The following is a 25,614-nucleotide window of genomic DNA, read 5'->3' as shown; positions in this document are numbered from 1 at the left end:
GGGAAGCGGCAGGCATGGCAAAACAATACGATGTGGCAGTGATCGGCGCGGGCGCGGCCGGGATGATGTGCGCGGCCGTGGCGGCGCAGCAGGGCAGGCGCGTGGTGCTGATCGACCACGCCGTCAAACTGGCCGAGAAGATCCGCATCTCGGGAGGCGGCCGCTGCAATTTCACCAATATCAATGCCGGCCCGCAAAATTACCTGTCGCAGAATCCGCATTTCTGCAAGAGCGCGCTGTCGCGCTACACCGCCCACGACTTCCTGGCGCTGGTGAAAAAATACCGCATCGCCCACCACGAAAAGCACAAGGGCCAGTTGTTCTGCAACGATTCGGCCGAGCAGATCATCGCCATGCTGCGCGCCGAGTGCGAGCTGGGCGGCGTGCACTGGCGCATGCCGTGCAAGGTGGCCGGCGTGCACAAGCTGGAAACCGGGTTTTCGCTCGACACCGACGGCGGCGAATTGCTGGTCGACAACGTGGTCATTGCCACCGGCGGCCTGTCGATCCCGAAGATCGGCGCGACCGACCTGGGCTACCGAATCGCGAAACAGTTCGACCTGAACCTGGTGGAGACCCGTCCCGGCCTGGTGCCGCTGACCTTCGACGGCCCCGGCTGGGAGCCGTTCGCGCCGCTGGCCGGCATCGCGCTCGAAGTCGAGGTGAGCACGGGCAGCGCGAAAGGGAAGGGCGCTCTGCGCGGTCACTTCCGCGAAGACTTGCTGTTCACGCACCGCGGCCTGTCCGGCCCGGCGATCCTGCAGATTTCCAGCTACTGGCAGCCGGGCACGCCGATCGTGCTCGACCTGCTGCCCGGGATGGACGTGGCGGACACCCTGATCGGCCTGAAGAAGACCGAGAAAAAGCAGCTGGGCAATGTGCTGGGCCAGTGGCTGCCGGCCCGCCTGGCCGACGGCTTGCTGACAGCCAATGGCTTCGACCCGGCCGCACGCCTGCCCGACATGGCCGATGCGAAACTGCGCAAGCTGGGTGACGCGATCAATCGCTGGTCCATCGTGCCGACCGGCTCGGAAGGGTATCGCAAGGCCGAGGTGACCCTGGGCGGCGTCGACACCAGGGAATTGTCGCAGCAGACCATGATGGCCAATAAAATGCCGGGCTTGTACTTCATCGGCGAGACGGTCGACGTCACCGGCTGGCTGGGCGGCTACAACTTCCAGTGGGCCTGGGCATCGGGCGTCGCGGCAGGCCTGGCGCTTGCCAATTCCTGACGTGTCAATTGCGGCACACCGCAGTTGACGGCGCGATAAACGCTTCCATTGATCGAAAATCGATGCTAGAATTTCGTTCTTATCTAAATCCAACGGTTTGATTTTTACATGACCACTATCCGCCTTAAAGAAAACGAGCCGTTCGAAGTCGCAATGCGTCGCTTCAAACGCACTATCGAAAAAACTGGTCTGCTGACGGAACTGCGCGCACGCGAGTTCTACGAAAAGCCAACCGCAGAGCGCAAGCGCAAGCTGGCCGCCGCCGTGAAGCGCCACTACAAGCGTATCCGCAGCCAGCAACTGCCGAAGAAACTGTACTAATTACAGCGCAGCCGGCCAAGACCCGGTGACGGCCCTGCCTGTCCCGGCGAGTCGCTGATGTCCGCAAACCCGCTTCGGTTTCGCCGCAGCGGGTTTTGTCGTTCTGCCGCGCCACAGGCAGTCTCGTCAGTGGCCAGACCCAGACATATTACCGAATACGGAGATTCCATGAGCTTGAAAGAACAACTGACCGAAGACATGAAAGCGGCAATGCGCGCCAAGGAAACCGGCCGCCTGGCCGCCGTGCGCCTGATCATCGCCGAAGTCAAGCGCAAGGAACTCGACGAGCAGACCGAACTGAACGACACCCAGGTGCAGGCCGTGATCGAAAAGATGATCAAGCAGCGCAAGGATTCGATCACCCAGTTCGAAGCCGGCGGCCGCGCCGACCTGGCCGACATCGAGAAGGCCGAGATGGCCATCCTGTCGACCTATATGCCTGCCGGCCTGTCTGACGAAGAAATCGCCGCCGAAGTCGCCGCCGCCGTGGCCGCCACCGGCGCCAGCGGTCCGCAAGACATGGGCAAGCTGATGGGCGTGCTCAAGCCGAAGCTGGCGGGCCGTGCCGACATGACCGTCGTATCGGGCCTGGTCAAGAAGGCCCTGGCCGGCGCGTGATCGACAAGCCACACGATGTCCCGGCGCGCTACCGTGCGGGGGCATCATCTTGTTGCATATCAATTTGCAGCAAGCGCTGCGGTATAGTCTGACCCTAGACAAACACTGTGTAACGCCAAGTGATTCCGCAAACTTTCATCACCGATTTACTTAACCGTGTCGACATCGTCGACATCGTTGGCCGCTACGTCCAGCTGAAAAAGGGCGGGGCCAACTTCATGGGCCTGTGCCCGTTCCACAACGAAAAATCTCCCAGCTTCACGGTCAGCCCGACCAAGCAGTTCTATCACTGCTTCGGCTGCGGCGCCCACGGCACCGCGATCGGTTTCCTGATCGAGTACTCGGGCATGGGCTTCGTCGACGCCGTCAAGGACCTGGCACAGAACGTGGGCATGATCGTGCCCGACGCCGACGACCGGATCCCGCCGGCCCAGCGCGCCGCCCAGCAGGCGCAGGCACTGGCGCTGACCGATGCGCTGACCCAGGCCTCCAACTTTTATCGCGCCCAGCTGCGCGAGGCGCCGAACGCCATCGCCTACCTCAAGAACCGGGGCCTGACCGGCGAAGTGGCCGCGCGCTTCGGCATGGGCTACGCGCCATCCGGCTGGGACAGCCTGCGCGCAATCTTTCCCGACTACGATGCGCAGGTGCTGGTCGAATCCGGCCTGGTGATCGACAAGGTCGACGAGCAGGGCAATCACCAGCGCCGCTATGACCGCTTCCGCGAGCGCGTGATGTTCCCGATCCGAAATATCAAGGGCCAGGTGATCGGCTTCGGCGGCCGGGTGCTCGACGGAGGCGAACCGAAATACCTGAACTCGCCCGAGACGCCGCTGTTCCAGAAAGGCCTGGAACTGTACGGCCTGTTCGAGGCGCGCCAGGCGATCCGCGATGCCGGCTACGTGCTGGTGACCGAAGGCTATATGGACGTCGTCGCGCTGGCCCAGCTGGGCTTCCCGCAGGCGGTCGCCACGCTCGGCACCGCCTGCACCACGACCCACGTGCAAAAACTGCTGCGCCAGACCGACGACGTGATCTTCAGCTTCGACGGCGACCGCGCCGGGCGCAAGGCGGCGCGGCGCGCGCTGGAAGCCTGCCTGCCCCAGGTGACCGACGACAAGACGATCAAGTTCCTGTTCTTGCCGCAGGAGCACGACCCGGACAGCTTCGTGCGCGAGCGCGGGGCCGAAGCCTTCGAGCAAGAGATCACCGACGCGATGCCGCTGTCGCAATTCCTGCTGCGCGAAGTGACGCAGGAACATGACCTCGACACGCCGGAAGGGCGCGCCCATGCCCAGTTCGAGGCCAAGCCGCTGCTGCAGGCGATGGCGCCGTCGAGCCTGCGCCTGCAGATCGTGCGCGGCCTGGCCGGCATGACCCAATCGACGCCGGCGGAGATCGAAAGCCTGTTCGAGTTGTCCAAGCCGGTGGCGACCGCGCGTCGCGCGTCGCCGCGCCAGGGGCGGCCCGAGCCGGTGGGGCTCGAGCGCAAGATGCTGCGCATCCTGGTCGCGCACCCCCACCTGGCCCTGCTGCTCGACGAGCAGGCGCTGCAAGCCTTCGATTATTTTGGAGAGGAAAGTTCTGACCGCCTGCGCCACCTGATCGAGACCACCCAGGCGCTGGGCGAGCACGGCACTTTCGCGGCCCTGTCCCAGCAGCTCAGGGAAGTGACGAACGAATACGACGCGATGATCGCCGAAATCGCGGCGGAACCAGAAAATGACGTCGATGGCGACCGCATTGTTTTATTGAGTTCTGTGCGGCAGATCAAGATGGATTCGTTAAAACAAGAGCTTAACCAGTTGTTTTCTTCGGGGTTGACCCCAGATCAGGTTAGTGCTCGCTATCGCGAGATTGTTGCTCAGCAGGACCTGCTGGCCCGCGAGGCCGCTGCCGAGATGGCACCCCGATGATCACCCGGCTCCGCCCTGGACGCCCAGGCGGTCGCGACTGGAAAAAGGTGGGGTGCGTGCTATAATAAAACGCTAACTATTGCAACTGTTGAAACGATTTTCGGTTCAATCGGGCGCGGGGTGTTTCAGTTAGCGAGGCCCATGGATTTGTGCCTGCAGGATGATGTAAGGTAACAAAACTTTATTTTTAACCATCGTAAAGTTAGTCGTTGTGACATCGAAAGCGCCTGTGCCAACCAAGAAACCCGAAACCAGAGTGGCTGCGAAAACCACGAGAGCGTCTGCCGCCAAGGCGGACAATTCGCAAGACAAGGCCGAGGTTCGTACGGCGAACTCAGCGCCTGTCAGCCAGACGACCGATGCGGCTACCCTGGCCGCGATCGACACGTCGGGCTATGTCCTGCCTTCCGTCAAGGTGCCGGGACGCCGTGGCCGCAAGCCGAAGGAATTCACCCCCGAGAACGACGAAATCGCCGCGCTGAACGCGGTCGAGCGCGCCGAACTGAAGGCGGCGGACAAGGCCAAGGCCAAGGACCGCAAAGCCAAAGAAAAAGCGCTGCTGAAAGACGCGTTCTCGTCCGATACCGAGGCCAGCGAGGAAGAACTCGAGCTGCGCCGCAACAAGCTCAAGGCCCTGATCAAGTCGGGCAAGGAGCGCGGCTTCCTCACGTATTCCGAGATCAACGACCACCTGCCCGAGAACATCGTCGATCCGGAAGCGATCGAAGGCATCATCGGCACCTTCAACGACATGGGCATCGCCGTGTACGAGCACGCGCCCGATGCCGAGACGCTGCTGCTGTCCGATAATGTTCCTAACGTCACGAGCGACGACGAAGCCGAGGCTGCCGCCGAGGCCGCGCTGTCGACGGTCGACTCCGACTTCGGCCGCACCACCGACCCGGTCCGCATGTACATGCGCGAGATGGGCTCGGTCGAGCTGCTGACGCGCGAAGGCGAGATCGAGATCGCGAAACGCATCGAGGACGGCCTGAAGGACATGATCCAGGCGATCTCCGCCTGCCCGGTGACCATCGCCGAGATCATCGACGCCGCCAACAAGATCGAGCGCGACGAGATCAAGATCGACGAGATCGTCGACGGCATGGTTGACCCGCAAGCAGGCGAAGACACCTCGCCGAGCGCGGTCGCCCCGACCTCGACCGATTCGGACGACGACGAGGAAGACGAAGAGGACGCCGAAGCAGAGGAAGAGGAAGAAGAAGCCTCGACCGGCGGCGGCGCCGCCGCGGGCTACTCGGCCGAGCAGCTCGAAGCGCTCAAGCAGGCCGCCCTCGGCAAGTTCGACGAGATCGGCCAGCAGTTCGACAAGATGCGCAAGGCCTTCGAGAAGGACGGCTACAACTCGAAAGCCTACGTCAAGGCGCAAGAAGCGATCTCGAACGAGCTGCTGGGCATCCGCTTCACGGCCAAGGTGGTCGAGAAGCTGTGCGACACCTTGCGCGGCCAGGTCGACGAAGTGCGCCACATCGAGAAGCAGATCCTCGACGTCGCGGTGAACCGCTGCGGCATGCCCCGCGCCCACTTCATCAAGGTCTTCCCGGGCAATGAAACGAACCTGGAATGGGTCGATGGCGAAGTCAACGCCGGCCACGCCTATAGCGCCATCCTGGGCCGTAATATCCCGACGATCAAGGAACTGCAGCAACGCCTGATCGACCTGCAGGCGCGCGTCGTGCTGCCATTGCCAGACCTGCGCAACATCAACCGTCAAATGGCGGCCGGTGAAATGAAGGCCCGCAAGGCCAAGCGCGAAATGACCGAGGCGAACTTGCGTCTGGTGATTTCGATCGCCAAGAAATACACCAATCGCGGCCTGCAATTCCTCGACCTGATCCAGGAAGGCAATATCGGCCTGATGAAGGCGGTGGACAAGTTCGAATACCGTCGCGGCTATAAATTCTCGACGTATGCGACGTGGTGGATCCGCCAGGCGATCACCCGCTCGATCGCGGACCAGGCGCGCACGATCCGTATTCCGGTGCACATGATCGAAACGATCAACAAGATGAACCGGATCTCGCGCCAGATCCTGCAGGAGACCGGCGCCGAGCCAGACCCGGCGACGCTCGCGATCAAGATGGAAATGCCAGAAGATAAGATTCGCAAGATCATGAAGATTGCGAAGGAGCCGATCTCCATGGAAACGCCGATCGGTGACGACGACGATTCGCATCTGGGCGATTTTATCGAGGACAACAACACCCTGGCGCCGTCGGATGCGGCCCTGCATGCCTCAATGCGCGGCGTGGTGAAGGACGTGCTCGATTCGTTGACCCCGCGCGAAGCCAAGGTGCTGCGCATGCGCTTCGGTATCGAGATGTCGACCGACCACACGCTGGAAGAAGTGGGCAAGCAGTTCGACGTGACGCGCGAGCGGATTCGCCAGATCGAAGCGAAGGCGCTGCGCAAACTCCGTCACCCGTCGCGTTCGGACAAGCTGAAGAGCTTCCTGGAGGGCAGCAGCTGATTCGTCGCGCAGGGTTGATCTGCCAACACCAGAAGTAATCTCATCTCGCCACTTCGCTCATCCGGTGCAATGCCGGAAGCTGGTGGCGAGTTCTATTGTTGCCATGCGTTTTTGCATTCCATGTCCCACCTATGAGATCTGCATGAAATGGTCTGGATCGGTGCATTCCTGCCGTTTCCCGTTCGTACAAGCCGAGCTATGAGCTATAGTCGGCATGACCAGACTACAGACTCTCTCATTCGGCATGAAAAATCTTCGCCTTGTCACGCGCTTCAAATCACCGAACGGAGTAATTGCATCCCTGGCGTTCGCCCTGCTTTCCGCATGCGGTGGTTCGAGCGACGCACCGCCGGCGCTGAATTCGCCCGTAGGTGAACAGCCTCCGCCACCGAAGCCGGAAACACCGATCGCGCCGCGGTTGCTGCTTGTCGCTGGAAATACGGGCGGACCGGGCGCGATCGACGGGCCCGCGCTCTCCGCCCGATTCAGCCTGCCGTCCGGGGTGACGGTTGCCGCTGACGGAACGGTCTATATCGCGGATAGGGCAAACGACACCATCCGAAAAATGTCGGCAGGCGTCGTGACGACGTTGGCCGGCGTCGTCAACGCAGACGGCCACGCCGATGGTCCCGGCAAGACCGCAAAGTTCTCAAATCCCAGTGCAATCGCCGTCGACGCGGCTCAGAATGTGTTCGTGGCGGATATGTTCAATTACGTCATCCGCAAGATCGGTGCGACCGGAGATGTGACGACGCTTGCGGGAACCGTCGGCGTCGCTGGCGATGCCAATGGGCAGGGGGCGGCCGCGCAATTCGGACAGCTGACGGGATTGGTCAGCGATAACGCGGGTAACTTGCACGCGGTAGACAAGCAATTTTCTCGTGAAGGATCGCGCATCAGATTGCGCAAGATTACTCCGGGCGGTGCCGTCACGACGAATTTCACGAATGACACTACCTTTGCCGTACTGGGCGAAGGAATCGCACTGGATGGATCTGGAAATCTCTACGTGGTTGGTGCGGTCGGCAGCGAAACGACGGAAATTGACATCACTCCGGGGCCTCTTCCGACAACCATCACGGTCCGCACGCCAAAACTGTTGCGGATATCGCCCGCCGGAGAGGTGACGACGTTGGGAAGGGTATATCCCGAAGGGACCTATACAGGAATGGCGGTCGATACGGCTGGGAACGTTTATTTTTCGAACGGCACCTATCACACCCTCTATACGTACTCTGCAGCCACGAGGCAAATCAGCGTGTTCGCGGGCTCGCCTGGTCGGGTTGTCTATGACAGCCATGGGTTACCGAGCGTATCGAGCCCAGGCAGCGCCGATGGCGTAGGCCGGGCGGCGCAGTTCAATGGCCCCGCAGGGCTGGCTCTCGACGGTGCGGGCAACCTGTATATCGCCGATGCGGCGAACTACACGATTCGCAAATCGTCTCCGCAGGCCGAAGTCACCACCATCGCCGGCGCCGCCCGCAACCAGGGCGCTGCGGACGGAACGGCGCTGCAAGCGACATTCGGGGCGTACATGAGAGGGAGTACAGTCGACAGCGCCGGCAATATTTATGTCAGCGATAATTACCTGCATACCATTCGGAAAATTACCTCCGGCGGCATGGTCACGACGCTGGCGGGCGCGCCGTCGCAAAGTGGAAGCATGGACGGTGTCGGCGCCGCCGCACGATTCTGGTCCCCGGCAGGCATTGTGGCAGATCCTGCAGGCAATATCTTCGTTGCGGATACCAGTAATAAAGTCATTCGGAAAATAGCTCCGTCAGGTGAGGTGATGACCATCGCGGGTACTGTCGGTGCGATGGGGATCGTCGACGGACCAGGCAGTGTTGCTCAGTTCGAAATACCTGTGGGAATAGCCAGGGATAGCGCGGGTAATCTGTTCGTGACCGATAACGCGGCAATTCGCAAGATCACGCCGGCCGGCGTGGTGTCGACCATTGCAGGTGGGCTGAGACGCGAAGGAATTGATCTACCGGACATCGACGGCGTTGGCGCAGCCGCAACGTTCAGCCAGCCGGTTGCCATTGCCGCCGATGGCGCCGGTAATCTCTATATCGCCGATATTTCCAGCCATACGATCCGCAAGGTTTCACCGGCAGGGCAGGTGGTCACGATCGCGGGAAAGCAGACCGAGGCGGGATATGTCGACGGACCGGGTTCATCGGCACGCTTTACCTATCCCAGCGGTATTGCTGTCGACTCGAAGGGCAATCTGTACGTCAGCGATAGCGGCAACAACGCTGTTCGCAAGATCGCGCCTGACGGAGCCGTTTCCACCGTCATCGTTGTGCCGGGGGTAGTCAGCAGTCTCGCATCCCAGAGCCTGCAGAGCCTTACGCTCGCCGGGGACGACACCTTGTATCTGACCCGGGCCGGCAGTGTGTTCAAAGTCGACCTCGGCGCACGATGATGGAATGCGCGAAACAAGGCCGATCGAGACCGTGTTCATCCCCTTCGAACGGTTGGAGGAACTGTTCGAACCCGACAGGATGGCTGATTGTCCATGAACGCTTGACGTACTCGTAGAAAAAGCAATATGCTCTCGCCACTTCACTCATGCAATGTCGGTGAGCAGGTGGCGAGTTCATTTCCCACCGTTCCAGTTTCTGGGCCTCTAGCTCATGCTTGGTTAGAGCAGCGGACTCATAATCCATTGTCCTAAAGCTAAAAACCGCTGTAAGTGATTGATTTTAAAGAATAAGTAGACTGTAGCAAAAAGACTGAAAAATATTTTGCTACACATAGGCTACAGTACGCTTGTGTTGTAAAAGCGTATTCGTGTTCATGGCCCCTTAGCTCATGCCTGGTTAGAGCAGTCGACTCATAATCGATTGGTGCCCAGTTCGACTCTGGGAGGGGCCACCAAAGACCCTGCAAAGAGCCTGTAGCGCCTTCCAAAGTGTAGGTCGTGGGATTCCGAGTAGGTAGCAGGAAAACGCCCTAGAAGTCCTTAAAATGGCTACTGCCAGGTGACAGAAAAAGCCCTCCATGTGAGGGCTTTTTTGTATGTTCAGTGCGCTAGAATGTTGATAGTAGAGATGGCTACCTAACAACTTCGTACTCTCAACTCTAAACCATACACATGATTTCTTCAAACTACGAAATCCGTCAGCTTCTCGTTAAGTTCATGGCGACAACCATTGAAGCCCGAATTAAAGATGCATCCGTAACAGCCGTATGGAATGATTTGCTGGCTGAAGCAGCTAACACTGTATTAAAGATAGACGAAGAAAATATCTACGATTCAGACTACGAATATGCAACTAGCTTAGATGAGTTAGAGCTAGATTTATTCAAAAAGATTGAAGGCTTCGATGAGAATTTGGAACTTGTAAAACTAATGGCAGCTAAGAGGTGGAGCGCCAAAATGTCAGGCATGGATTTTCTCATTTATAACAACTTCTATGCAGTTACCAACTTTGCAGAAGAGCTTCTTCCACAATTGAGTAGCGCCAATCTTAAGCAGATTCACCACGAACTTCCAGGCTACGTGGAAGGTGATGATGTACTTCGTGATAAATGGAGAGAGTTCTTCCACAATCATCCTGATCTAGCGCCTGAATGGTCGTTTTAAGGTAATTATTTGAAATTTCGTTTGCACGCTGCATACCAACTGATCAGGAATCTGCATGGCAATAAATTAGCCCCACTAATGGGATTTTTTGCGTCTGCAAGTTAGTCAGAATTTACACAACACGACAGCACGTACCGTAAACCGTACGCTCAGCTTGGTTAGACGAGAATCATCTATTTGGATGATGCAGAGATGCAAACTCTGCGTAATACTCAAAGACAACTGCCGTCACCAGGCGAGCAGACCATCTTGACGCACCTAGACCAGGATTGATATGAAAAGAATCACTGTAATGCTTCTCGTCATGGGCGCTCTTAGCGCGTGTTCCGGTCAGCCTTCGGATAGCGAGATGAAGGAAGCGTTGCAAAAAACGGCTGACCAGACTATGGAAGCTATCGTCGGCAAGAACGCAAACCAATCTTCCCGAATTGTGTATAACTCAGTGAAAAGCGCCGGCTGCAAAAGTGATGGTGAGAAGGCTTACCGTTGCGATGTAGAGGTGGAAACTGATTCGATGTTGGGAAAGCAAAAAACAGTCATGCCAGTGCGCTTTGTTAAAACCGGGGACGGATGGATGCCAAGCCAATAATTCAAGTGTATTAGTTTAATGGCACTCGCAATAATTCCAACTAACTCAACTATTCAATCTAAATCAAAAATAATGAAAAATCCACATAAGCTCGTAGTGGCTCTCTCCACAGTTGCTATTCTTTCAGCATGTTCAAACCCGAATTCGACTCCAGAAGGCACGGTAAAAGACTTCTATGCTGCCGCTGAAAGCGCGGACTTGGAAAAATTCACCTCACATCTCGGTGGGAGCTTGAAAGAACAAGTTCTTGCCAAAAAAAACGACGTTGAAAAAAGTTTGCAAGAGGGTAAGCTTAAAATTAGTAAATGTGGTGGTATCAAAACCCTTACATCGAGCTATCCCGTTGTAGAAGGTGCGACCACAACAGAAGGTAATACGCTCGTTGAATACAAGGGCGAATGCCCCAAGGAGAAGCAATATCTTAAGCTCGCAAAGCATGAAAAAGCGTGGCTCATAAGTGAAGCTGGTCCGAGTGTAAAAGTTAGCCGGTAAATTGGTATAAGTGACGGTTACATATAATAAAAGCCCCTTCAAGGGGCTTTCGAAAGCTTGCAGCATAGCTAAAAGCTGGGAGCATAATTAAATTGAATTTGCCAACCTGTGGGACTCATTCATTTTCGCGTTAATCTCTTTGATTATAGCTTCTGAGAGAGTTTGAGGGATAAAGCGCGTGATATTAACTTCCGTGCCGGCACTTGATGCATACACATTGGTCGATAAGTGAAAGCCATTCTTTCCGGAAGAGCTATGGCTGGCTACGCCAAGTTGGTCAATATCGGCGTACGCAAGCTGCCCAGTCCAAGAGCCGTAGCTTGAACGTGGGAAAATTATCCCGTCACGAGTAAGAATTATTCTAAACCTGCGACCGAAAAGCAAAGTCTTCAGTACGAATAGCGTTGACGCTACGCCGACAACCATAGCTACAGTACCGCCAAGCCTTCCAAGGATTGGTTCCAAGAAGCTCGTCAGTCCTACGGTCCAATAAATTCCACCTACTAGGATTGCTACACCGGCCATGCCAGAACCAGCGACTTGATGCGCATTAAGGCGTTTGCCTTTATATTCAAGAGTCACCGACCCATCCGGCCCAATTTTTCTATCATACGTTCGTTTGATGCTGCTCTTCATTTTATCTCCTAGTGTAAATGGCGTTTTGCATTGTTGAAAATTTAGCTTGATAAGGGAAGAGTGAGAAGCAGCCTCACCAAATCTTGTTGTCGTGTCGTACCACTTTTATGTAGAACCGCTCGTAGTTGCGTTCTTACAGTTGCCACGCTAACCGTATAAGTTTTTGCAAACTCTTCTACATTGCCACCGTTAACGAGGTCACGCGCAAGCCTTGCCTCTGCTGCTGTGAATCCAAACCATTGCATGAGCTGTCTAGCTGTGTGAATGCGTTGCTGTTGACCACCACATAGCACTAGTACTTTGGTGTCTAATCCAACATGTATGTCGGGTTGTTCTTCCCCCTTTGAAGCAGATCTGAATGGGAGAGCTGTGACATAGACGGTCCGATTGCTATGCTTTATCGCGCAGCTTTCTGGTTTTCCGCTCAACCCTACCGCTTGAAAGACGCGTTGCAATTGTGAGCCCTCTACAAGGCGCGAACTAACGAACTGATTTGGCAACGAGAAAAGCATGTCTTCTGCAACTTTGTTGGCAAACGAAACTTTTCCTGCCTGGGTCAGGCCGAGGATTCCATGCTGATAACGATGAAGGTATTCCTCTTTGGCTTTGAGCGCGTCGCTTATAGGTGACGCCGCGAACATCCCCCGAATAACTCGTTGGATATGACCGATGAAACGCGCAAAATGCTTTTTTTCGTCGTCAGTAAAATCTTCTCGGCCCAATTTATGATTGAAAGAAATATAGACAGACTGATGTGGATCTTTGAATAGACAGGACCCCAACACGTATCTGAGGCCGTGAGGCAGATAGTAATCTTGATAAAATTCACTTCGATCTACGAATGAACTGCTGCAAATTTCGCTGCATCTATAGATTCCGCCAGGAGGTGCTTTATCTAAATGACTGCGGCGAGGATCGATATGCCCATAGTGGTGCGCATAGGCAGCTACGGTTGGTTCGTACTCTGCGTGCGTGATCATTCGGAACGTCTCTTGGCCCGAATGCCCAACCCCGAAGAGGTGGCACAGGTCAGAATCCAACAGGCAATTCGCGGTTCTCACTACATGCGCAAGATCGTCCGGTCGTAAAATACTTTCGTACAGGGACCCTATAAGGTCGTCCCACTCGTCAATGTCAATTCGCATGCTGGAGTCTCCGTGCCATAAACAATTGTAATTGAGACACTAAGTCAACGGTAATTTTTGTTGGCGATATCGCACGAAATCGTATGATCTAGCGGCAACGTCAAGGGCGCATCATCCAAATTGATGATTTAGCTCCCTCAATGCTGGAAATGGCTAGCGCAAGCGGGTGACAGTGTGTGCTGATCCATAGTCAGGACTGCTCCATGACTCCCCGACTGCAAGAGCATTGATCGCAGCAATGTCCTCCTTGCTATAGCACCTCTCTTCGCTGAAGAAGTATTGAACAACCTTCTTGGTACCGGATTCGTAGAAGTCATTGCCCCAATATGCTGAGTAGATCTTCATCTCGCTGGCAAGATCCCAACACCAGTAGCCGGCGCCGATAGCATAAACTTTTACATTGCGGCCACGGACCTTGATAGTCATTGGCTCATACACGTCATCTTCACCGTCCATATTGAAGATAAAAGCATCCTTCTCCTTGTCGTAACGGCCTTTCATTTCCTTGGCAACCTTCTTGGCTTCCTTGAAAGTGAAGTAAGGCATCGCCCAACCATTCCAATGCTGATTCTGGTGATAGCAAGGATAAGCATACTCATCCCACTCGCCACAAACGAAGCCAGCAATAAATTTTTGGTCGTTCATGATTACATGCTCACTTTGTTATGGTTGTTGATGAGAATCGCATCTTCTTTATTGATACCGTACTGCTCAGGCTCCACCTCAAAACGGCCGCACGACGAAAACAAAGGGTTGACGATATTCATGTCATTGCTGTCAATGAAGATCAGAATTTCAGCGGCTTCTTCATCTTCAACCGAAGCCTCAACCTTGCTCATGGTGCTAAAGCTCACTGAATCATATTTTGCTTTGAGATAGGCAACAACTTCTTCGGTCGTAGTCGGTGCCTCAACATAGAAGAGGTTCTTCTTAGCGACATCCCATGAATCATTGAAGAGCTTCATGAACGGCTCATCAAAATCCGTTTCGTCGTCTTCGGCCAAAACACCAAGATTAACCATTGCGGCATGCATTACCATGTTTGAATCGCAGTAGTCACCAGTGTGGCAAATCGTCGGGTCAGTTTCTTTCTTGGTGAGTTCAACAACCACAGCCATCTCTTCAACAGACAGCCAAGTTTTGAGAACATTGGAGAATTCTTTTGCTACTTGTTCGGTCGTGAAGTTCAGGTTGCGCATGATATTTAGTGGTTATGTTGTGTTGTTAGACTCTATTATATAGTTACCATATTTAGCGTCTACTAATATAAACGTATCGATAGAATATATTAATAGTGATGACGTATCAAAAAGAAGATTTTAGATAAAAGAATTTCGCTCTTAAAAAACAAACTTCACACACACTCTGCCAAACCGTCTTTCGGGGTTGCTTTTGACCTTACATCTCATGAACAGGAATATTGATAACCAAGTCAATTGCTGTGTAAGCCCATGTGCCTATTACTTGTGTATAGATATTAGGAACACTATCAGGAGCGAAAGCAAACCAGGAAGACATGACAACGACTGCTGCCATGAGCATGAGGTCAGCATTGCGCTCAACAGATTCTTGAAGCGTGATTAAAGCTTCAGGTAGCGTTTTATGTGACTCAAGCGTCGTGTGCATGAGAAGTAGAAGCTTCAATTTGCAGAGACGCCATGCTAGGTAGCACAAGCATATCGATGCTATGGGTGGTATTAATGATAAATACTTAAGTTGAAATACTGTTCTCATGTCCTTTCCTTTATTGTTCTTTTAATAGTTAACGGGGCGTGCATTGTGAACTTGACTTTGACTCAGCTCGGTCCACAACCCTGAATTTACGACTTAGATTTTGCGCTTTACTGCTTTCGCTGGAGGTTTGGTCGGTACTACACGATGCAATTTCTCAAACAACTCCTGCCTTCTGAAATATTCTCTTGGGTCAAGTGATCCAATCTTCTCTTTCAAACCATCAGAAAAACAATCAACTGCTGCAAAATTCGGTGTATAGCTGAACGCTGATGCTCGGCCTGTTGGATATAGCTCCATCATTTTAAGTAGAAATTCTCCATTTTCCTGAAGCCTGTCAGACACGTAATACAAATTGGTCAAATCATGTTCAACCATTTCTTTGGCAAAATCCACATCATCACGTAATCGCACAGATGCACATGCAAACGCATTATTGTCGTTTAGTAGGGCATTCCTAATTAAGTCTTTATCATCAAGTAAATCTGCTGATGCGAACCTTAAGGCTCTATACCCAAACAATCTTGATGCCACCATCATGACTTCTCTGTCACTTCCTTCTGCTGGATATTTTTCAAAGTACTCTTCTGGCGATGCATAAAGTAAGTTTAGCTTTTCATCTCCTGGACTCAATTCTTCTTGTGGTGTGTAGGACATATCTCTCTCCTGTCATATATATCTATGATAAGAAATCAAAAAGCAAAGTCAACGACATTGGATATCTACTCATTGTAAAAACTTGACTTTTCATGCCGATTTAGCAAGATAAGGAGATATATAGGAGAGAAAAATAATGAGCTACCCAAAGAAAGGAAAATTCTATAAGAGTGATGAAGAAAAGCGAGATCACAGACAAGAATTGGTTGATACCGTTATAGAGAAAATGAAGGAGGCTGTTAAGTATGAAAAGCCTTGGTTTGTTTGTGATGAGCTTCCATACAACAGGATGACAGGTGAGCCTTATCGGGGTTCAAACTTTGTAGCCCTAACTGTCCAGGGCCGTTCAGATCCGAGATGGCTTACATTCAAACAGATTCAAGAATTGGCTGAGAAAGATGGGATTGAGTACAGCGTGAAGGGTCAGAAGGGAACGATGATTCAGCGTTGGATTCCTGCCTATGACAAGGAAAGTAACGAGAAGGTAGAGAAGGGAAGTGGTGAAGAGCCTGAGGATGGAAAAACTTTTGCTCGGGGTGGTTGGAAGTTTTACGCAGTATTTAACGGTGAACAAATCGCAAACTTTCCCCCTTTTCAAAAGAGAGACAAGGAATTTGAGAACTACCAACCAGCCGAGATGCTAATTGAAAGCATGAAAGAAGCGGGATTGAAGTTTGAGCATCATGGCGAAGGGAAGGCTTACTATATACCTTCCAAAGATGAGGTTTGGCTTCCTCACAAAGATCGCTTCAAGACTGAGGGACTCTATTATCGGACTGCTCTTCATGAGATTGGACACTCAACCGGCCATCCTACCAGGTTAGATCGTGATCAAACCGGCTCTATGAGAAGTCCTAACCAGGAGTCTCTTCATAAGTATGCGAAAGAAGAATTGGTGGCTGAGCTATCGTCCTATTTTGTAGGTGCTGAACTTGGTATTCCTTATGACTCATCAGCACATGAGAACCATGCGGCTTATTTGAAGAGTTGGATAAGCGCTTTGGAAGATCCAGAAAAGGGAAAGCAGTTCTTTGCTGAAGCCGTCAAGGACGGAGGCAAGTCCGCTGACTTCCAAATCAAGCTTGTTCATGCAAAGGTATTATCTCTTGAGAACAACCAAGCTATTGAACATGATCAGACTTTGAGCCAGTCCGCTAAGTCAGTTCAACTACCTACGATAGAAAAAATTCAAGAGCCTGTGCCTGTGAAAAGGCAAAAAGAAAAAGAAGGGGCTTTGGCTAGGTAAAACTCTATGCGTTGACTTTGCGCAACATTGTGCTAAATTGGTTTCATAATAACAAAAAGGAGAAATATGAAACTAATCAGCATTAAGAAAAAGAATGGCTTCTCAATATTGGCGATCATCCTAGTGATAGTCGCCGTTATTGTTGCAATCGGTGTATGGGCATTGTCAGGTGAGTCTAATTCCGGTAGCTCTCAAAGCACGACATCAGACGTTCAGGCGTCCTCAATCTTGAACGATACAGGTTCTATCATGTCGCAGTTTGACAGGTTGATCATCAGTGGGTATACCGCTGAAAGAATAATTTTCAAGCCTAACGAAAACAACCCTTACAACTTGCTTGATCCTAATAGCGGGATCGCTGCCATGAGACCTCCTTCAGGTGTTATCCGTGGTGAAGCTGCTATACCAGAAGGAATGTATGTCTACACCAAGACAATCAAGGGAAATCAGATAGGCACTGAGAAAAATGACTACGGAATTATCGTAGCTGGTGTGAAGGCTTCAACATGTAGGCGTTTGAACTACAGTCTTTATGGAAGTGAGACAATTCCGAAAGTTAGTGCAGTCGCTAATTCGGCTGCATTCGTGAGCGGTGCAACTGCTGCTGATCCAACTTCTACTACATTGATTGATTTATCTACCAATGACGCTCTTATCGGTTGGGCGAAAGGTTGCGTAGCAAGTACATCTTCCGATAGTGATGAGAACGTATTCTTCCGAATCATGAAGCCCAACTAATTTGGCATTAACAAAAAGAGACTCGCAAGGGTCTTTTTTTATTGGTCTGGATATCTTGATGTTGACTTTGGTACTTGCTTTCTCCTTGGAATTTAGTATAACTTGTATATAACCATCGGGAAAAGCAATGAGTCAAGAAAACCAAGAGAGAATAATCACGGATATTAATGCCGATCTAGTTCTCAACCTAGATCCAAAGCGAAAGCAGTTTTATGAAACACTAGAAGGGAAGAGAAAAGACTACTTCCTTCACATGTCCAGGGCAGACCAGGAAGCGTTGTTGAAGGGTGGTTTAGATCCTGCCGAAGAAGAGTTGATGTGGAAATATGCGTCAACCCTTTCGTTAAGAATTATAAACAAGGGCTTTGGGCTGTCTGATCGTGCAAAGCGAATCGGGAAAATTGGCCGTATCTCATTAGTGCTTGCCCTTGTCGCGGGCCTATCTGGAATTTTTACTTCCACTTACTTGAAGAATCAGAAGATTCAATCACTAATTCCAGCTAGTGCAATAGCAGTCAGTGAATCCAAGCTAGAAATCAACGCAGTTCAAAATGAGCTAATCAAGCCTGACCAACTAAAGACTCCAGCAGACTTCCTATTGTCTGTAAAGGATTGCTCACCAATGGGCGACATCAGCGATAGCTTCTACCAGGCGAACGGAAAAGCATTCTGTAAGCAAGACGGCTTAAAGGTTTGGTTAGCTGGATATGTGCATGTACAAAACGATTACGGCAACCAAGCTCAAGCCGTTTTACTAAAGGTAGAGGGCGGTCAGGTTGTCAACGTGGAGTTTGCACCAGGTGCACGCAATCCGTTCAACGGCGTCACGTCAGTATCGTTAGGTAGTGTAGAAAAAGAGTTGTTGGCAGCATTTAAAAAAAATAACAAAGGAGAAGGGCATGAGTAAGATGACAGATATTTTTGACATTTGGAATTTCCTAACCACGCACATAGTAACCGGATTGATTCCGTTCATTTCTATTGTGTTGTTAGTGTTGTACGCACTAGGTCACAGTAGGCATAAAGAGGTTGTTCGCCGTGGAGAAGAAGAGAAGTTCACTATCAAGGCGTTCGCCTTCAGTCCAGCATTGAGCGTCTTCAATTGGGTCAACGGGGTTTTAGATTTCGCAGTCGGTGGAATTCTCAAGGCTGTTCATAAGTTCGCATGGGTGCCTTGCATGAATATTCTAGACAAGGTGCTTCCTGACTCTGCGATTGAGAAGGCAGTCCAGGCGACAGTAAGCCAGGACGATATAGCAAGCTTGTCATTCAAGAGCCGTTTCAAAATGGCAGAGGACGAATTTGACAAAGGAGCAAACGCTTTCTGGTGGAATAAAGAGCGTGCTCCTGACTTTCGCAATATCTCCCCTGTGATTTCTGGCCGCTGGTTCAACGGTAAGCCTGTTGAGAATTACATGCACATGTTTGCGGCGCCTCGCAACTTCTACCAGGTGGTGAAGGCCGGTGTGTTGGTGTTCATTGCTGCTGCGGTGGTCTCTTTTGCTCTTTATCGTCCTGATGCTACTTTTGGCTTCACTCCTGATCGTGTCCTTGCTGAGCAGATAGTTGCGGTAACAAAGAACGAAGCTGTGTTCGGTAGCAACCAGGTGACAGAAGATGAGAGGTTTGATAGTGCCTATAGCATGGTTATAGGTGCGGACTACACCATCTTCCCTCGTATCTTGTTCGCCTTGTTCTTCGCCGTAGGTGTAGCTGGTGTGTTCATTGAGCGCCGTTATGTTGCCTTATACAAGAAGCATGGTGTTCCTTTCGTCAAAGACAACTATGAAGAATTCGCTTTTCAAAATAGAGCCGAAGAGATCCAGACTTACAAGAGAAATCTAAGTGCTGGCAATACTCGTGCAACGGGCTTTGATCGTGTAGCTCCATTAATCGTAGCTTTTGAGTCAACTGGTGCGTTTGAGGAAAGAGGTATGGTGAATTCTCGTCGTAAAGGTGATCCGGTTGTGCAGTCACTAACTGACTTGGCACAGAATACACAGGTGTACGGTGGTACTGGTGCAGGTAAGAGTGAGTTGATTTTGAAGCCAATGGCGAGAGCTTTTTGCGAACTTAAAAATCAATACATAGGTGTAGAAGAAGCATACTCTCAAATGTTTGACCTTAGAACTGACAGGCTTACTCAAGTTGCAATTGATGCAGGGTGTCTTAAACACTATCGCAAGTTAGCTGAGCCGAAAATTTCAGTTGCTATGGCAATCATGGATATTAAGTCTGTACTTTGGAAAGATTTGATGCCAATCGTTGAGAAGAATCACTTACAAGACAAATTTCAAATCATAGGGGCTGACGCTGAGGCGGGTGAGCTTGCGGTTGATTTGTTGAGCAACTGTGATCCAGAGAAGTTCGTGGCGTTCATCAATTCTCTTGAGTCACAAATGGGTGGCGAAATGAGTAACGACTTCTGGAAGAAGTCAGGGTTGAAGATTACAAAACATATTTCTGATATTGCCTACTTATTTGCTAGGACAACGGGCGGTCGCATGTACATGAGAAATAATAACACCAAGGTGTGGTCTCCTGCATTCATTCAAAATCTTGCTGTGTACGATAGCACTGCTGAATTGTTGCATTCCTGTGTAAAAGCGATTCAGTACGACTTAGAGCACTATCCTGAGCGCTTAGCTGATGTATTCACTCTAGAGAGAGTGCGTTCTGTAGAGTTCATGCTTACCGAATGGGAAACTATGCCATCTGAAACTAAGGGCGGTATCCAGGCAACATTAAGCGTCATCATGGCTGGTTTTGAAAACGCCAAACTTTCTGTATTCATGACTGGTGTGGGCGACAATATTGTAGAAGTTGGAGAACTTTGGAATAAGCTAACTGCTTTCAATTTAGACACTGATCGATACAGTAACGCAGGTAAATTCGTATTATTGTTCATCAAGACACTTATGTTTGAAGAAGCTGCAAAAAGACAAATGCGTTACTCAACGAAATTGATTCAGATTGCAAACCGTTTCAAGTCCGAGTTCCCAAGCACTTTCAAGACTACTCCTGCAATTGAGGTAATTCCTGTGTCTTGGCTTGGAAGTAATGCACAAGAGTTGGTCGGCAAGTATCAAGAGCTATGCGACATCATCCAGGGTGTTGATGGTGAATGGGTGGTTGGAACCTATAGCAGCAAATTGAAAGAGTTTGCCAAGATTGATCTGGAGGATAAAAACCCAGAGTCTGTGCATCAAATGGCTCGTGACGCTTTATCAATAGCTGCAAGAATTTATGAGTTAGAGCCTCGTCATGCTACAGAGTGCGTTTCTATGGGTGCCTTCGATCCTAGTGTCTTGAATGCTGTTCCTAGCGATACAAAAGAAGAAGCGAAGCGTAAGGAAGAGCTTATGCACTTGTACTACCAATACGAAGACGCTACTACTCGTGTCAGAAGAGAGCACATGCTTTTCATGGGTGACGAATATCAGCAATTAATTACTGTTGATAAAACTGGTGGATGCTATAACGACAGTAATTTCCCTAACATTTCTCGCTCAACTTCCTTCAAGTATTTCGTGGCAACACAGACCTACGCTGCATATGTTGAAAAAGTAGGCAAAGAAGTGGCAGACAACTTCTTAAACCAGATGCGTAGCCAATATTATCTTGCTACTGAAGATAAAAGTACTGGCGAAATGGTAGAAGGCTTATCAGGTAAAGCTGACTTGTTTGACAATCCATTCAAAGGAATTGAATTGAAGGCATCTGGCAAGTTAACAGGTGTGAAGGGCTACAACAATTTCAATGCTTTCGTGTCTCGGGCAGTTAGTGAGAATAGACAAAATGCAGAGTTTAACAAGAGCTACAAGTATGATCATGACATTTTTACAGTCGCTGAGCCTCTTGAAGTATCAGCAAACGATATTGAGTTTGACGGAATTGTGAGTTCAATTTTCAACGGCATGCCTAAGCTTGAGCTTGCAAGTATGAAAAATCACTTTTTGGATGAGTCTAAGATACCAGCATATAGAAGGACAGGTTCAGCTTCTCAGGGCTACCAGGACAACAAGGATGCTATTCAGTCAGCTTGGGCTGAGTCGCGCGACAAGATGAACACATCTCATCAACAGTTCTTGACTCAAAATATCAAGAAGGATGTATCAGTCTATAGTGCCACTGAATTTGTTGCTCAAGGTAACATTCATGCTTTTGTGATTGTTCAGCGTGCGGGTGTGACTATCAAAGACCAAGTGATTGTTGCACCAGAGAGTTACTACAAAACTTGATATCTTCAATACGCAATAAAAGGGTGGCTTCGGCCACCTTTTTATTTTTCTGCTATTGACTCTCGCCAATATTTTAGTATAACTAATATATCACTTATATATATACCAGAATGAAAATCATTTACGACGAAGAATATTTTGAAGAGCCAGATGAAGAGATTGGAGCAATGGTAATTCCTCCTTTAGTGGGTGTCGTAACTGCGGCGAAAACCGAAACGGCTCACTTAATACTTTTGCAGCTAGAGAAAGATATACAACGCCAGGCTGAGGTGAACGTTACAAAAGCACCGATTGACAAGAATCTGATCAATCACTTCAAGACGATTCAAACCAAAGCCATTGAGATACAACGAGAAAAAGAGAAGGAGGAGAGGAAATGACACACAAAGTTTTAGTTCAGCTTGAAAGCGACATTGAAGCCCAAGCACAAAAAAATCTGGCTGAAGCCGATGCGAAGGGCAAGCCTTTACTCGATGCTAGTGCCGTAATGGCGTGGAATCTTTGCTTGGACAAGATTTTCAGTCAGGGGCAAGATCTAACACCAGAGCAAATGTTAGAAATCGAAAATGCAAGAACATCAAACATGAAGAAGGACTAATGATATGGCACAAAATAATCACATAGCCACTTGGCGAGACATGATGGAAAACGAAGCGATTTCATGGGCGGCGATTGGCGACTTCCTTTATCCACCAGATTGGATGAAGTCATTAGGTAGGGCGGTAATTACCACTTGCGACATGTTTGGTCACGGCTTCATTTTGAAGATGCTTGCGACACTAGCGAAGATCATCATGTTCTTCATCTTCTTATTTGTCATGTGGGTTCCTTACTGCGTGTTTTTTGAAGGCGCTAGGTTCTTCATTGCAAGCTGGATCAGGTTGGTCAACGGGTTGGGGCAACGAGAGTCCTTATTTAAGAATTTATGGTTTTGTGGCGGTTACACCTTTGCACTAGCTTTTGTCTACGTGCCTTGGTTGCTTCCAATGTTTTACAGAGCGGTTTCATGGCAGGAAATTTTAGAGTATGCACACATAATATAACGGAGATGATATGGAAGAAAATTTAAACGAAAACAAGAAGAGCTTAACCAAGAAACAAATCGTTGTTGGTGTCACTGTAGCTGTGTTATCAATCGGGGCAGTCTATCAGTACAACAAGTTCAGCGTGAAGGACGAAGCGAAGAGCGCATTGAAGGCCGGGGCTGAATCATTGAAAAATCGTGTTCACGAGAAAGCTGGTGTCCTTAAAGACAAAATGCGTGAACGTGATGAGAAGTTTAATACTGCTACTGTAGGTGTAGATACTCGCAACATGGGTGAAAATCGCTTCATTCCAATCAAGGAAACTAACGGTCAAATTGAGATCAACAAGCTTTCAATCTCAGCGAAGAATGCAGACATGTTGTTATTGGCTGCGGTTCAGGCTGGTGACTTGGATAACGTGAAATCATATGTGGAGCAGGGTATCAATTTGAACTTCACAAACAACAAGCTTTGCGTTCAGCGTTACGACACAAACGAAGTCGCTGATGTGCCTACAAATATCGATCAGTTGAAGCAAGCCGTTCGCTACCAGGGCAGTAAGCCAGGCTACACATTGATGACTGATTGCAGCAAGCTTTTCATTTTAGAGTCAGTAAAGGGTATGCGTGCTCCTACAGGCAACGAAGAAGTCTATGCAATCAGCAATTATGGCTTCACTGAAGAACAGATACGCCTACCAGACAGCAACACTTACAAGCAACAGTATTTGAGAGCGAAGCAAGCGGACTTGGAAGCTATCAAGCTTCAGCAGTCAAAAGAAGATGTGTTCAACTACCTTGTTGACCATACTGACTTCTTCCGCAATAGCAACCATGAGCAATTACCTTGGGTGTTCCGCAATACAGAGCTTCCTTTCAGTGTTCGCATGAAAGCTCTTCGCTCTTATATGGAAGTGTTAGCTAATCCGTCCAAGATGAACCGTGTTGCCAACGTGGATGCATACAATAAACTAGCAAACGAGTTGATTGATAGTGTCGCTCAAGGAGCGCAGGCAGGGAGCTTCAATGCTCAGATTTCTTCTGAAGTGAAAAACGAAGTGGAGAATTCAGCGAAAGCAAATTCCAAGATGGATGCTGACTTCAAGTTGTTCGTCAATGAATATATTGCAACAGCCGGGAAGTACAACGCTGTGCTTAAAGACTTGAACACAAACGGCTCATCTCACGACGAGTTGAAGCGTGTCGGTATTAGCTATCAGTCTGAACTTGAGTTGTCGTTGTCTGCATTCAAAGAAAACGGCATGAGCTACCAGAAAAGTAAGCAGAACATGCTTTTCTACGGAAACAAGGGTTACGGTAATGGCTTCCACTTGGCTGAGAAAACAAATTATCTTATCAAGTCTTTGAACATGATGTTAGACAGTCAGTTAGTGAACTTGAATCGCCAATACTATGACGGCTCTACAATCCTTCACTATTTGTCTGACTATCCTAATGTTGCGGGTGTGGGTGAAAATGAAGGGCAAACAATCGGTATCCTAAACAGATACTTGTTGAACAAGGGTGCAAATCCTAACTTGTTGAACAAGAAAGGTCAGACTGCACTTGAAGTTGCGATGACTAATAATCAAAGTGCCGGTGGTCTTCAGACTTACAAGCCACTTCTTGCCTCTTACCAGAACATCAACTACCAGAAATGATGAAGAAGCATTTCATCATTATCAGTGCACTCTACTTGCTTCTTGAGGTTGTCTACAATCTCGGACTCGTAGAGTTCTTAACCAGCAAGAACACAGAAATTTCAGCTTATGACATGCTTGAAAGCTTCGGTAAATTTCTGTCTTCTGTTGGGCTATCCCTACTTGCCATCAAGCTCATCCAGGACAACAAGAAAAAGCTTGTGGCTGCATGCCTGTTGATCCCATGTTTGTTCGTTGTGGAGACAGCAGTCTTCAATAGTATTGTTGACAACCTTCCGCAGGAAATGAAGGTCAATGCTTACTATGCGGGTGTGTATCGCAACGGTGTCTTGAATGGCTCTATTGAGGACAAGGCGCTGTCTGATCTGACTCCTTACAACCGTGTCGTCTTGGCGAACATTGGCAGCTACGCCGCCGGGACTCGTGTGAGATTAGCCGTTGACGGTCTGTTGTCCGGTCCTGCGAGCCAGCTTGACGTCGACGGCCTCTATGAGAACTACGCGAAGCTAAGCGACTCACTCAACCCTCTGTACGAGGTCTATGCGCTAGAGTCAAAAAAGGTGGCCGAGTTCAAGGGCATGCTAGGGGAAGAAGCGCTTCACAGGTTCAAGCGTCGTTCTAACGGGATCGCACCAGGTCTAACCAGGGCCCAGTTCTTCCAAGCTCTCGCTGGTCACTCGCCTTCAGTCGCACGCTTCAACGAGACAGTTTTCATCAAGCCAAACGAGAAGCTAGGCGTACCAGGCTTGAAGGGTGCGGATCTGCCTCTAGGAATGGACAAAACGGCCTTCAGGGCGTTTATCAAGGATCAGGTTGCACTTGCTGCGTCTAAGTCCAAAATCAGCGTAGCGACGGTGGACAACCTTCCTTATACACGAGAGCTTGTGGCAAGCGTGGTCATTCCTCCTATAGCCTTGGCTTTGTCCTTCGTGTCGATCGTTCTCAACGCTTCAGCCTTGCTCTACGCATTCAGGAAGTGGCTTGTGGTTCTACCAGGTGCGGTGGTGGTGGTTTTCGCATGCACTGCCGGCGCCAATCCTCATGGCTTCGTTCAGACGATACACAGGGCGGTGAGTCTCGAGGCTGGTCTATACGGTGCGCTGTCGCCAGTAGCGAATGTCATACATGTAGCCTTCATCAATGACGAGTCTCCCAACGTTGCGGAGGTGATCGTGGTCAAGCGGCCTGTCAGCAGCGGTTGTAAACTGATACAGGCAGCGATTGAAAACTGATACACCATTTTGAGAAGATGGCCGCTTTGCGGAGCGGCCTTGAAACCCA

Annotated in this window: 24 protein-coding genes and 1 tRNA gene; 19 read left to right on the top strand and 6 right to left on the bottom strand. The window is 50.3% G+C overall.

Annotated elements, in window-relative coordinates:
* Positions 1–14: 14 nt before the first annotated feature.
* The 10 genes from ABIB38_RS08915 (at position 15) to ABIB38_RS08870 (ending at position 11,254) form a co-directional block, all read left to right on the top strand.
* On the top strand, positions 15–1,232 hold the full coding sequence (locus ABIB38_RS08915) for an NAD(P)/FAD-dependent oxidoreductase (RefSeq protein ID WP_429203407.1): 1,218 nt from the start codon (positions 15–17) through the stop codon (positions 1,230–1,232).
* 108 nt (positions 1,233–1,340) lie between these two features.
* On the top strand, positions 1,341–1,553 hold the full coding sequence (rpsU, locus tag ABIB38_RS08910) for a 30S ribosomal protein S21 (protein ID WP_005665410.1): 213 nt from the start codon (positions 1,341–1,343) through the stop codon (positions 1,551–1,553).
* A gap of 168 nt (positions 1,554–1,721) precedes the next feature.
* On the top strand, positions 1,722–2,171 hold the full coding sequence (locus ABIB38_RS08905; RefSeq protein WP_429203406.1) for a GatB/YqeY domain-containing protein: 450 nt from the start codon (positions 1,722–1,724) through the stop codon (positions 2,169–2,171).
* A gap of 119 nt (positions 2,172–2,290) precedes the next feature.
* Positions 2,291–4,087: a DNA primase gene (gene dnaG / locus ABIB38_RS08900; RefSeq protein WP_429203405.1), complete on the top strand. Its 1,797-nt coding sequence runs from the start codon at positions 2,291–2,293 to the stop codon at positions 4,085–4,087.
* A gap of 256 nt (positions 4,088–4,343) precedes the next feature.
* Positions 4,344–6,578, top strand: coding sequence for an RNA polymerase sigma factor RpoD (rpoD, locus tag ABIB38_RS08895; protein WP_429203404.1), 2,235 nt, complete (start codon positions 4,344–4,346; stop codon positions 6,576–6,578).
* Positions 6,579–6,792: 214 nt separating this feature from the next.
* The gene (locus ABIB38_RS08890; protein WP_429203403.1) at positions 6,793–9,009 is read left to right on the top strand and encodes an NHL repeat-containing protein; all 2,217 of its coding nucleotides are present in this window, start codon (positions 6,793–6,795) and stop codon (positions 9,007–9,009) included.
* 376 nt (positions 9,010–9,385) lie between these two features.
* Positions 9,386–9,464, top strand: a tRNA-Ile gene (locus tag ABIB38_RS08885).
* Between the two features lie 217 nt (positions 9,465–9,681).
* On the top strand, positions 9,682–10,173 hold the full coding sequence (locus ABIB38_RS08880) for a hypothetical protein (protein ID WP_429203402.1): 492 nt from the start codon (positions 9,682–9,684) through the stop codon (positions 10,171–10,173).
* Between the two features lie 274 nt (positions 10,174–10,447).
* The gene (locus ABIB38_RS08875; protein ID WP_429203401.1) at positions 10,448–10,762 is read left to right on the top strand and encodes a hypothetical protein; all 315 of its coding nucleotides are present in this window, start codon (positions 10,448–10,450) and stop codon (positions 10,760–10,762) included.
* 72 nt (positions 10,763–10,834) lie between these two features.
* Positions 10,835–11,254: a hypothetical protein gene (locus ABIB38_RS08870; RefSeq protein ID WP_429203400.1), complete on the top strand. Its 420-nt coding sequence runs from the start codon at positions 10,835–10,837 to the stop codon at positions 11,252–11,254.
* Between the two features lie 87 nt (positions 11,255–11,341).
* On the opposite strand, the gene ABIB38_RS08865 is transcribed toward ABIB38_RS08870, so the two are convergent.
* From ABIB38_RS08865 to ABIB38_RS08840, 6 genes are all read right to left on the bottom strand, one after another.
* Complete coding sequence (locus ABIB38_RS08865; RefSeq protein ID WP_429203399.1) at positions 11,342–11,890, bottom strand: hypothetical protein; 549 nt, start codon at positions 11,888–11,890, stop codon at positions 11,342–11,344.
* A 41-nt stretch (positions 11,891–11,931) separates the two neighbouring features.
* Positions 11,932–12,870 carry a helix-turn-helix transcriptional regulator gene (locus tag ABIB38_RS08860; protein ID WP_429203398.1) on the bottom strand — a complete coding sequence of 313 codons (939 nt, stop codon included), beginning with the start codon at positions 12,868–12,870 and terminating at the stop codon, positions 11,932–11,934.
* Positions 12,871–13,188: 318 nt separating this feature from the next.
* A complete protein-coding gene (locus ABIB38_RS08855) occupies positions 13,189–13,680 on the bottom strand; it encodes a hypothetical protein (protein WP_429203397.1) in 492 nt (163 codons plus the stop codon).
* 2 nt (positions 13,681–13,682) lie between these two features.
* Complete coding sequence (locus tag ABIB38_RS08850) at positions 13,683–14,234, bottom strand: hypothetical protein (protein WP_429203396.1); 552 nt, start codon at positions 14,232–14,234, stop codon at positions 13,683–13,685.
* A gap of 199 nt (positions 14,235–14,433) precedes the next feature.
* Positions 14,434–14,661, bottom strand: a complete 228-nt coding sequence (locus ABIB38_RS08845; protein WP_429203395.1) for a hypothetical protein — start codon at positions 14,659–14,661, stop codon at positions 14,434–14,436.
* Positions 14,662–14,862: 201 nt separating this feature from the next.
* Entirely contained in the window at positions 14,863–15,423 is a 561-nt protein-coding gene (locus tag ABIB38_RS08840) for a DUF4116 domain-containing protein (protein WP_429203394.1), read from the bottom strand.
* Between the two features lie 136 nt (positions 15,424–15,559).
* Here ABIB38_RS08840 and ABIB38_RS08835 point away from each other — a divergent pair, with 136 nt between their 5' ends.
* The 9 genes from ABIB38_RS08835 (at position 15,560) to ABIB38_RS08795 (ending at position 25,565) form a co-directional block, all read left to right on the top strand.
* Positions 15,560–16,669 (top strand): ArdC family protein, encoded by a 1,110-nt coding sequence (locus ABIB38_RS08835; protein ID WP_429203393.1) that lies wholly within the window; start codon positions 15,560–15,562, stop codon positions 16,667–16,669.
* Between the two features lie 66 nt (positions 16,670–16,735).
* Positions 16,736–17,407: a hypothetical protein gene (locus ABIB38_RS08830; RefSeq protein ID WP_429203392.1), complete on the top strand. Its 672-nt coding sequence runs from the start codon at positions 16,736–16,738 to the stop codon at positions 17,405–17,407.
* Between the two features lie 127 nt (positions 17,408–17,534).
* Positions 17,535–18,314 carry a hypothetical protein gene (locus ABIB38_RS08825; protein WP_429203391.1) on the top strand — a complete coding sequence of 260 codons (780 nt, stop codon included), beginning with the start codon at positions 17,535–17,537 and terminating at the stop codon, positions 18,312–18,314.
* Positions 18,307–21,648, top strand: coding sequence for a hypothetical protein (locus ABIB38_RS08820; protein WP_429203390.1), 3,342 nt, complete (start codon positions 18,307–18,309; stop codon positions 21,646–21,648). The genes ABIB38_RS08825 and ABIB38_RS08820 overlap by 8 nt, the downstream gene beginning before the upstream one ends.
* 110 nt (positions 21,649–21,758) lie before the next feature.
* Entirely contained in the window at positions 21,759–22,028 is a 270-nt protein-coding gene (locus ABIB38_RS08815; RefSeq protein WP_429203389.1) for a hypothetical protein, read from the top strand.
* Positions 22,025–22,246: a hypothetical protein gene (locus ABIB38_RS08810; protein WP_429203388.1), complete on the top strand. Its 222-nt coding sequence runs from the start codon at positions 22,025–22,027 to the stop codon at positions 22,244–22,246. Before ABIB38_RS08815 ends, ABIB38_RS08810 begins: the two co-directional genes overlap by 4 nt.
* A 4-nt stretch (positions 22,247–22,250) precedes the next feature.
* Positions 22,251–22,691, top strand: a complete 441-nt coding sequence (locus ABIB38_RS08805; RefSeq protein ID WP_429203387.1) for a hypothetical protein — start codon at positions 22,251–22,253, stop codon at positions 22,689–22,691.
* Positions 22,692–22,701: 10 nt separating this feature from the next.
* Positions 22,702–24,333: an ankyrin repeat domain-containing protein gene (locus tag ABIB38_RS08800; RefSeq protein ID WP_429203386.1), complete on the top strand. Its 1,632-nt coding sequence runs from the start codon at positions 22,702–22,704 to the stop codon at positions 24,331–24,333.
* Positions 24,333–25,565 carry a hypothetical protein gene (locus ABIB38_RS08795; protein WP_429203385.1) on the top strand — a complete coding sequence of 411 codons (1,233 nt, stop codon included), beginning with the start codon at positions 24,333–24,335 and terminating at the stop codon, positions 25,563–25,565. Before ABIB38_RS08800 ends, ABIB38_RS08795 begins: the two co-directional genes overlap by 1 nt.
* The last annotated feature ends 49 nt before the right edge of the window (positions 25,566–25,614 follow it).

It is taken from the genome of Massilia sp. UYP11, from assembly GCF_050434805.1.
Lineage (GTDB): Bacteria > Pseudomonadota > Gammaproteobacteria > Burkholderiales > Burkholderiaceae_D > Telluria.
Note: the sequence above shows the minus strand (reverse complement) of the source record. Positions and strands in the feature narration are given on the sequence as shown.

Coding starts and splice junctions, on each gene's coding strand:
- ABIB38_RS08805 (WP_429203387.1), top strand. CDS start 22,251: ATGGCACAAAATAATCACATAGCCACTTGGCGAGACATGATGGAAAAC.
- ABIB38_RS08830 (WP_429203392.1), top strand. CDS start 16,736: ATGAAACTAATCAGCATTAAGAAAAAGAATGGCTTCTCAATATTGGCG.
- ABIB38_RS08815 (WP_429203389.1), top strand. CDS start 21,759: ATGAAAATCATTTACGACGAAGAATATTTTGAAGAGCCAGATGAAGAG.
- ABIB38_RS08855 (WP_429203397.1), bottom strand. CDS start 13,680: ATGAACGACCAAAAATTTATTGCTGGCTTCGTTTGTGGCGAGTGGGAT.
- ABIB38_RS08880 (WP_429203402.1), top strand. CDS start 9,682: ATGATTTCTTCAAACTACGAAATCCGTCAGCTTCTCGTTAAGTTCATG.
- ABIB38_RS08915 (WP_429203407.1), top strand. CDS start 15: ATGGCAAAACAATACGATGTGGCAGTGATCGGCGCGGGCGCGGCCGGG.
- ABIB38_RS08795 (WP_429203385.1), top strand. CDS start 24,333: ATGAAGAAGCATTTCATCATTATCAGTGCACTCTACTTGCTTCTTGAG.
- ABIB38_RS08905 (WP_429203406.1), top strand. CDS start 1,722: ATGAGCTTGAAAGAACAACTGACCGAAGACATGAAAGCGGCAATGCGC.
- ABIB38_RS08810 (WP_429203388.1), top strand. CDS start 22,025: ATGACACACAAAGTTTTAGTTCAGCTTGAAAGCGACATTGAAGCCCAA.
- ABIB38_RS08825 (WP_429203391.1), top strand. CDS start 17,535: ATGAGTCAAGAAAACCAAGAGAGAATAATCACGGATATTAATGCCGAT.
- ABIB38_RS08890 (WP_429203403.1), top strand. CDS start 6,793: ATGACCAGACTACAGACTCTCTCATTCGGCATGAAAAATCTTCGCCTT.
- ABIB38_RS08865 (WP_429203399.1), bottom strand. CDS start 11,890: ATGAAGAGCAGCATCAAACGAACGTATGATAGAAAAATTGGGCCGGAT.
- ABIB38_RS08860 (WP_429203398.1), bottom strand. CDS start 12,870: ATGATCACGCACGCAGAGTACGAACCAACCGTAGCTGCCTATGCGCAC.
- ABIB38_RS08845 (WP_429203395.1), bottom strand. CDS start 14,661: ATGCACACGACGCTTGAGTCACATAAAACGCTACCTGAAGCTTTAATC.
- ABIB38_RS08870 (WP_429203400.1), top strand. CDS start 10,835: ATGAAAAATCCACATAAGCTCGTAGTGGCTCTCTCCACAGTTGCTATT.
- rpsU (WP_005665410.1), top strand. CDS start 1,341: ATGACCACTATCCGCCTTAAAGAAAACGAGCCGTTCGAAGTCGCAATG.
- ABIB38_RS08875 (WP_429203401.1), top strand. CDS start 10,448: ATGAAAAGAATCACTGTAATGCTTCTCGTCATGGGCGCTCTTAGCGCG.
- ABIB38_RS08850 (WP_429203396.1), bottom strand. CDS start 14,234: ATGCGCAACCTGAACTTCACGACCGAACAAGTAGCAAAAGAATTCTCC.
- ABIB38_RS08840 (WP_429203394.1), bottom strand. CDS start 15,423: ATGTCCTACACACCACAAGAAGAATTGAGTCCAGGAGATGAAAAGCTA.
- ABIB38_RS08835 (WP_429203393.1), top strand. CDS start 15,560: ATGAGCTACCCAAAGAAAGGAAAATTCTATAAGAGTGATGAAGAAAAG.
- ABIB38_RS08800 (WP_429203386.1), top strand. CDS start 22,702: ATGGAAGAAAATTTAAACGAAAACAAGAAGAGCTTAACCAAGAAACAA.
- ABIB38_RS08820 (WP_429203390.1), top strand. CDS start 18,307: ATGAGTAAGATGACAGATATTTTTGACATTTGGAATTTCCTAACCACG.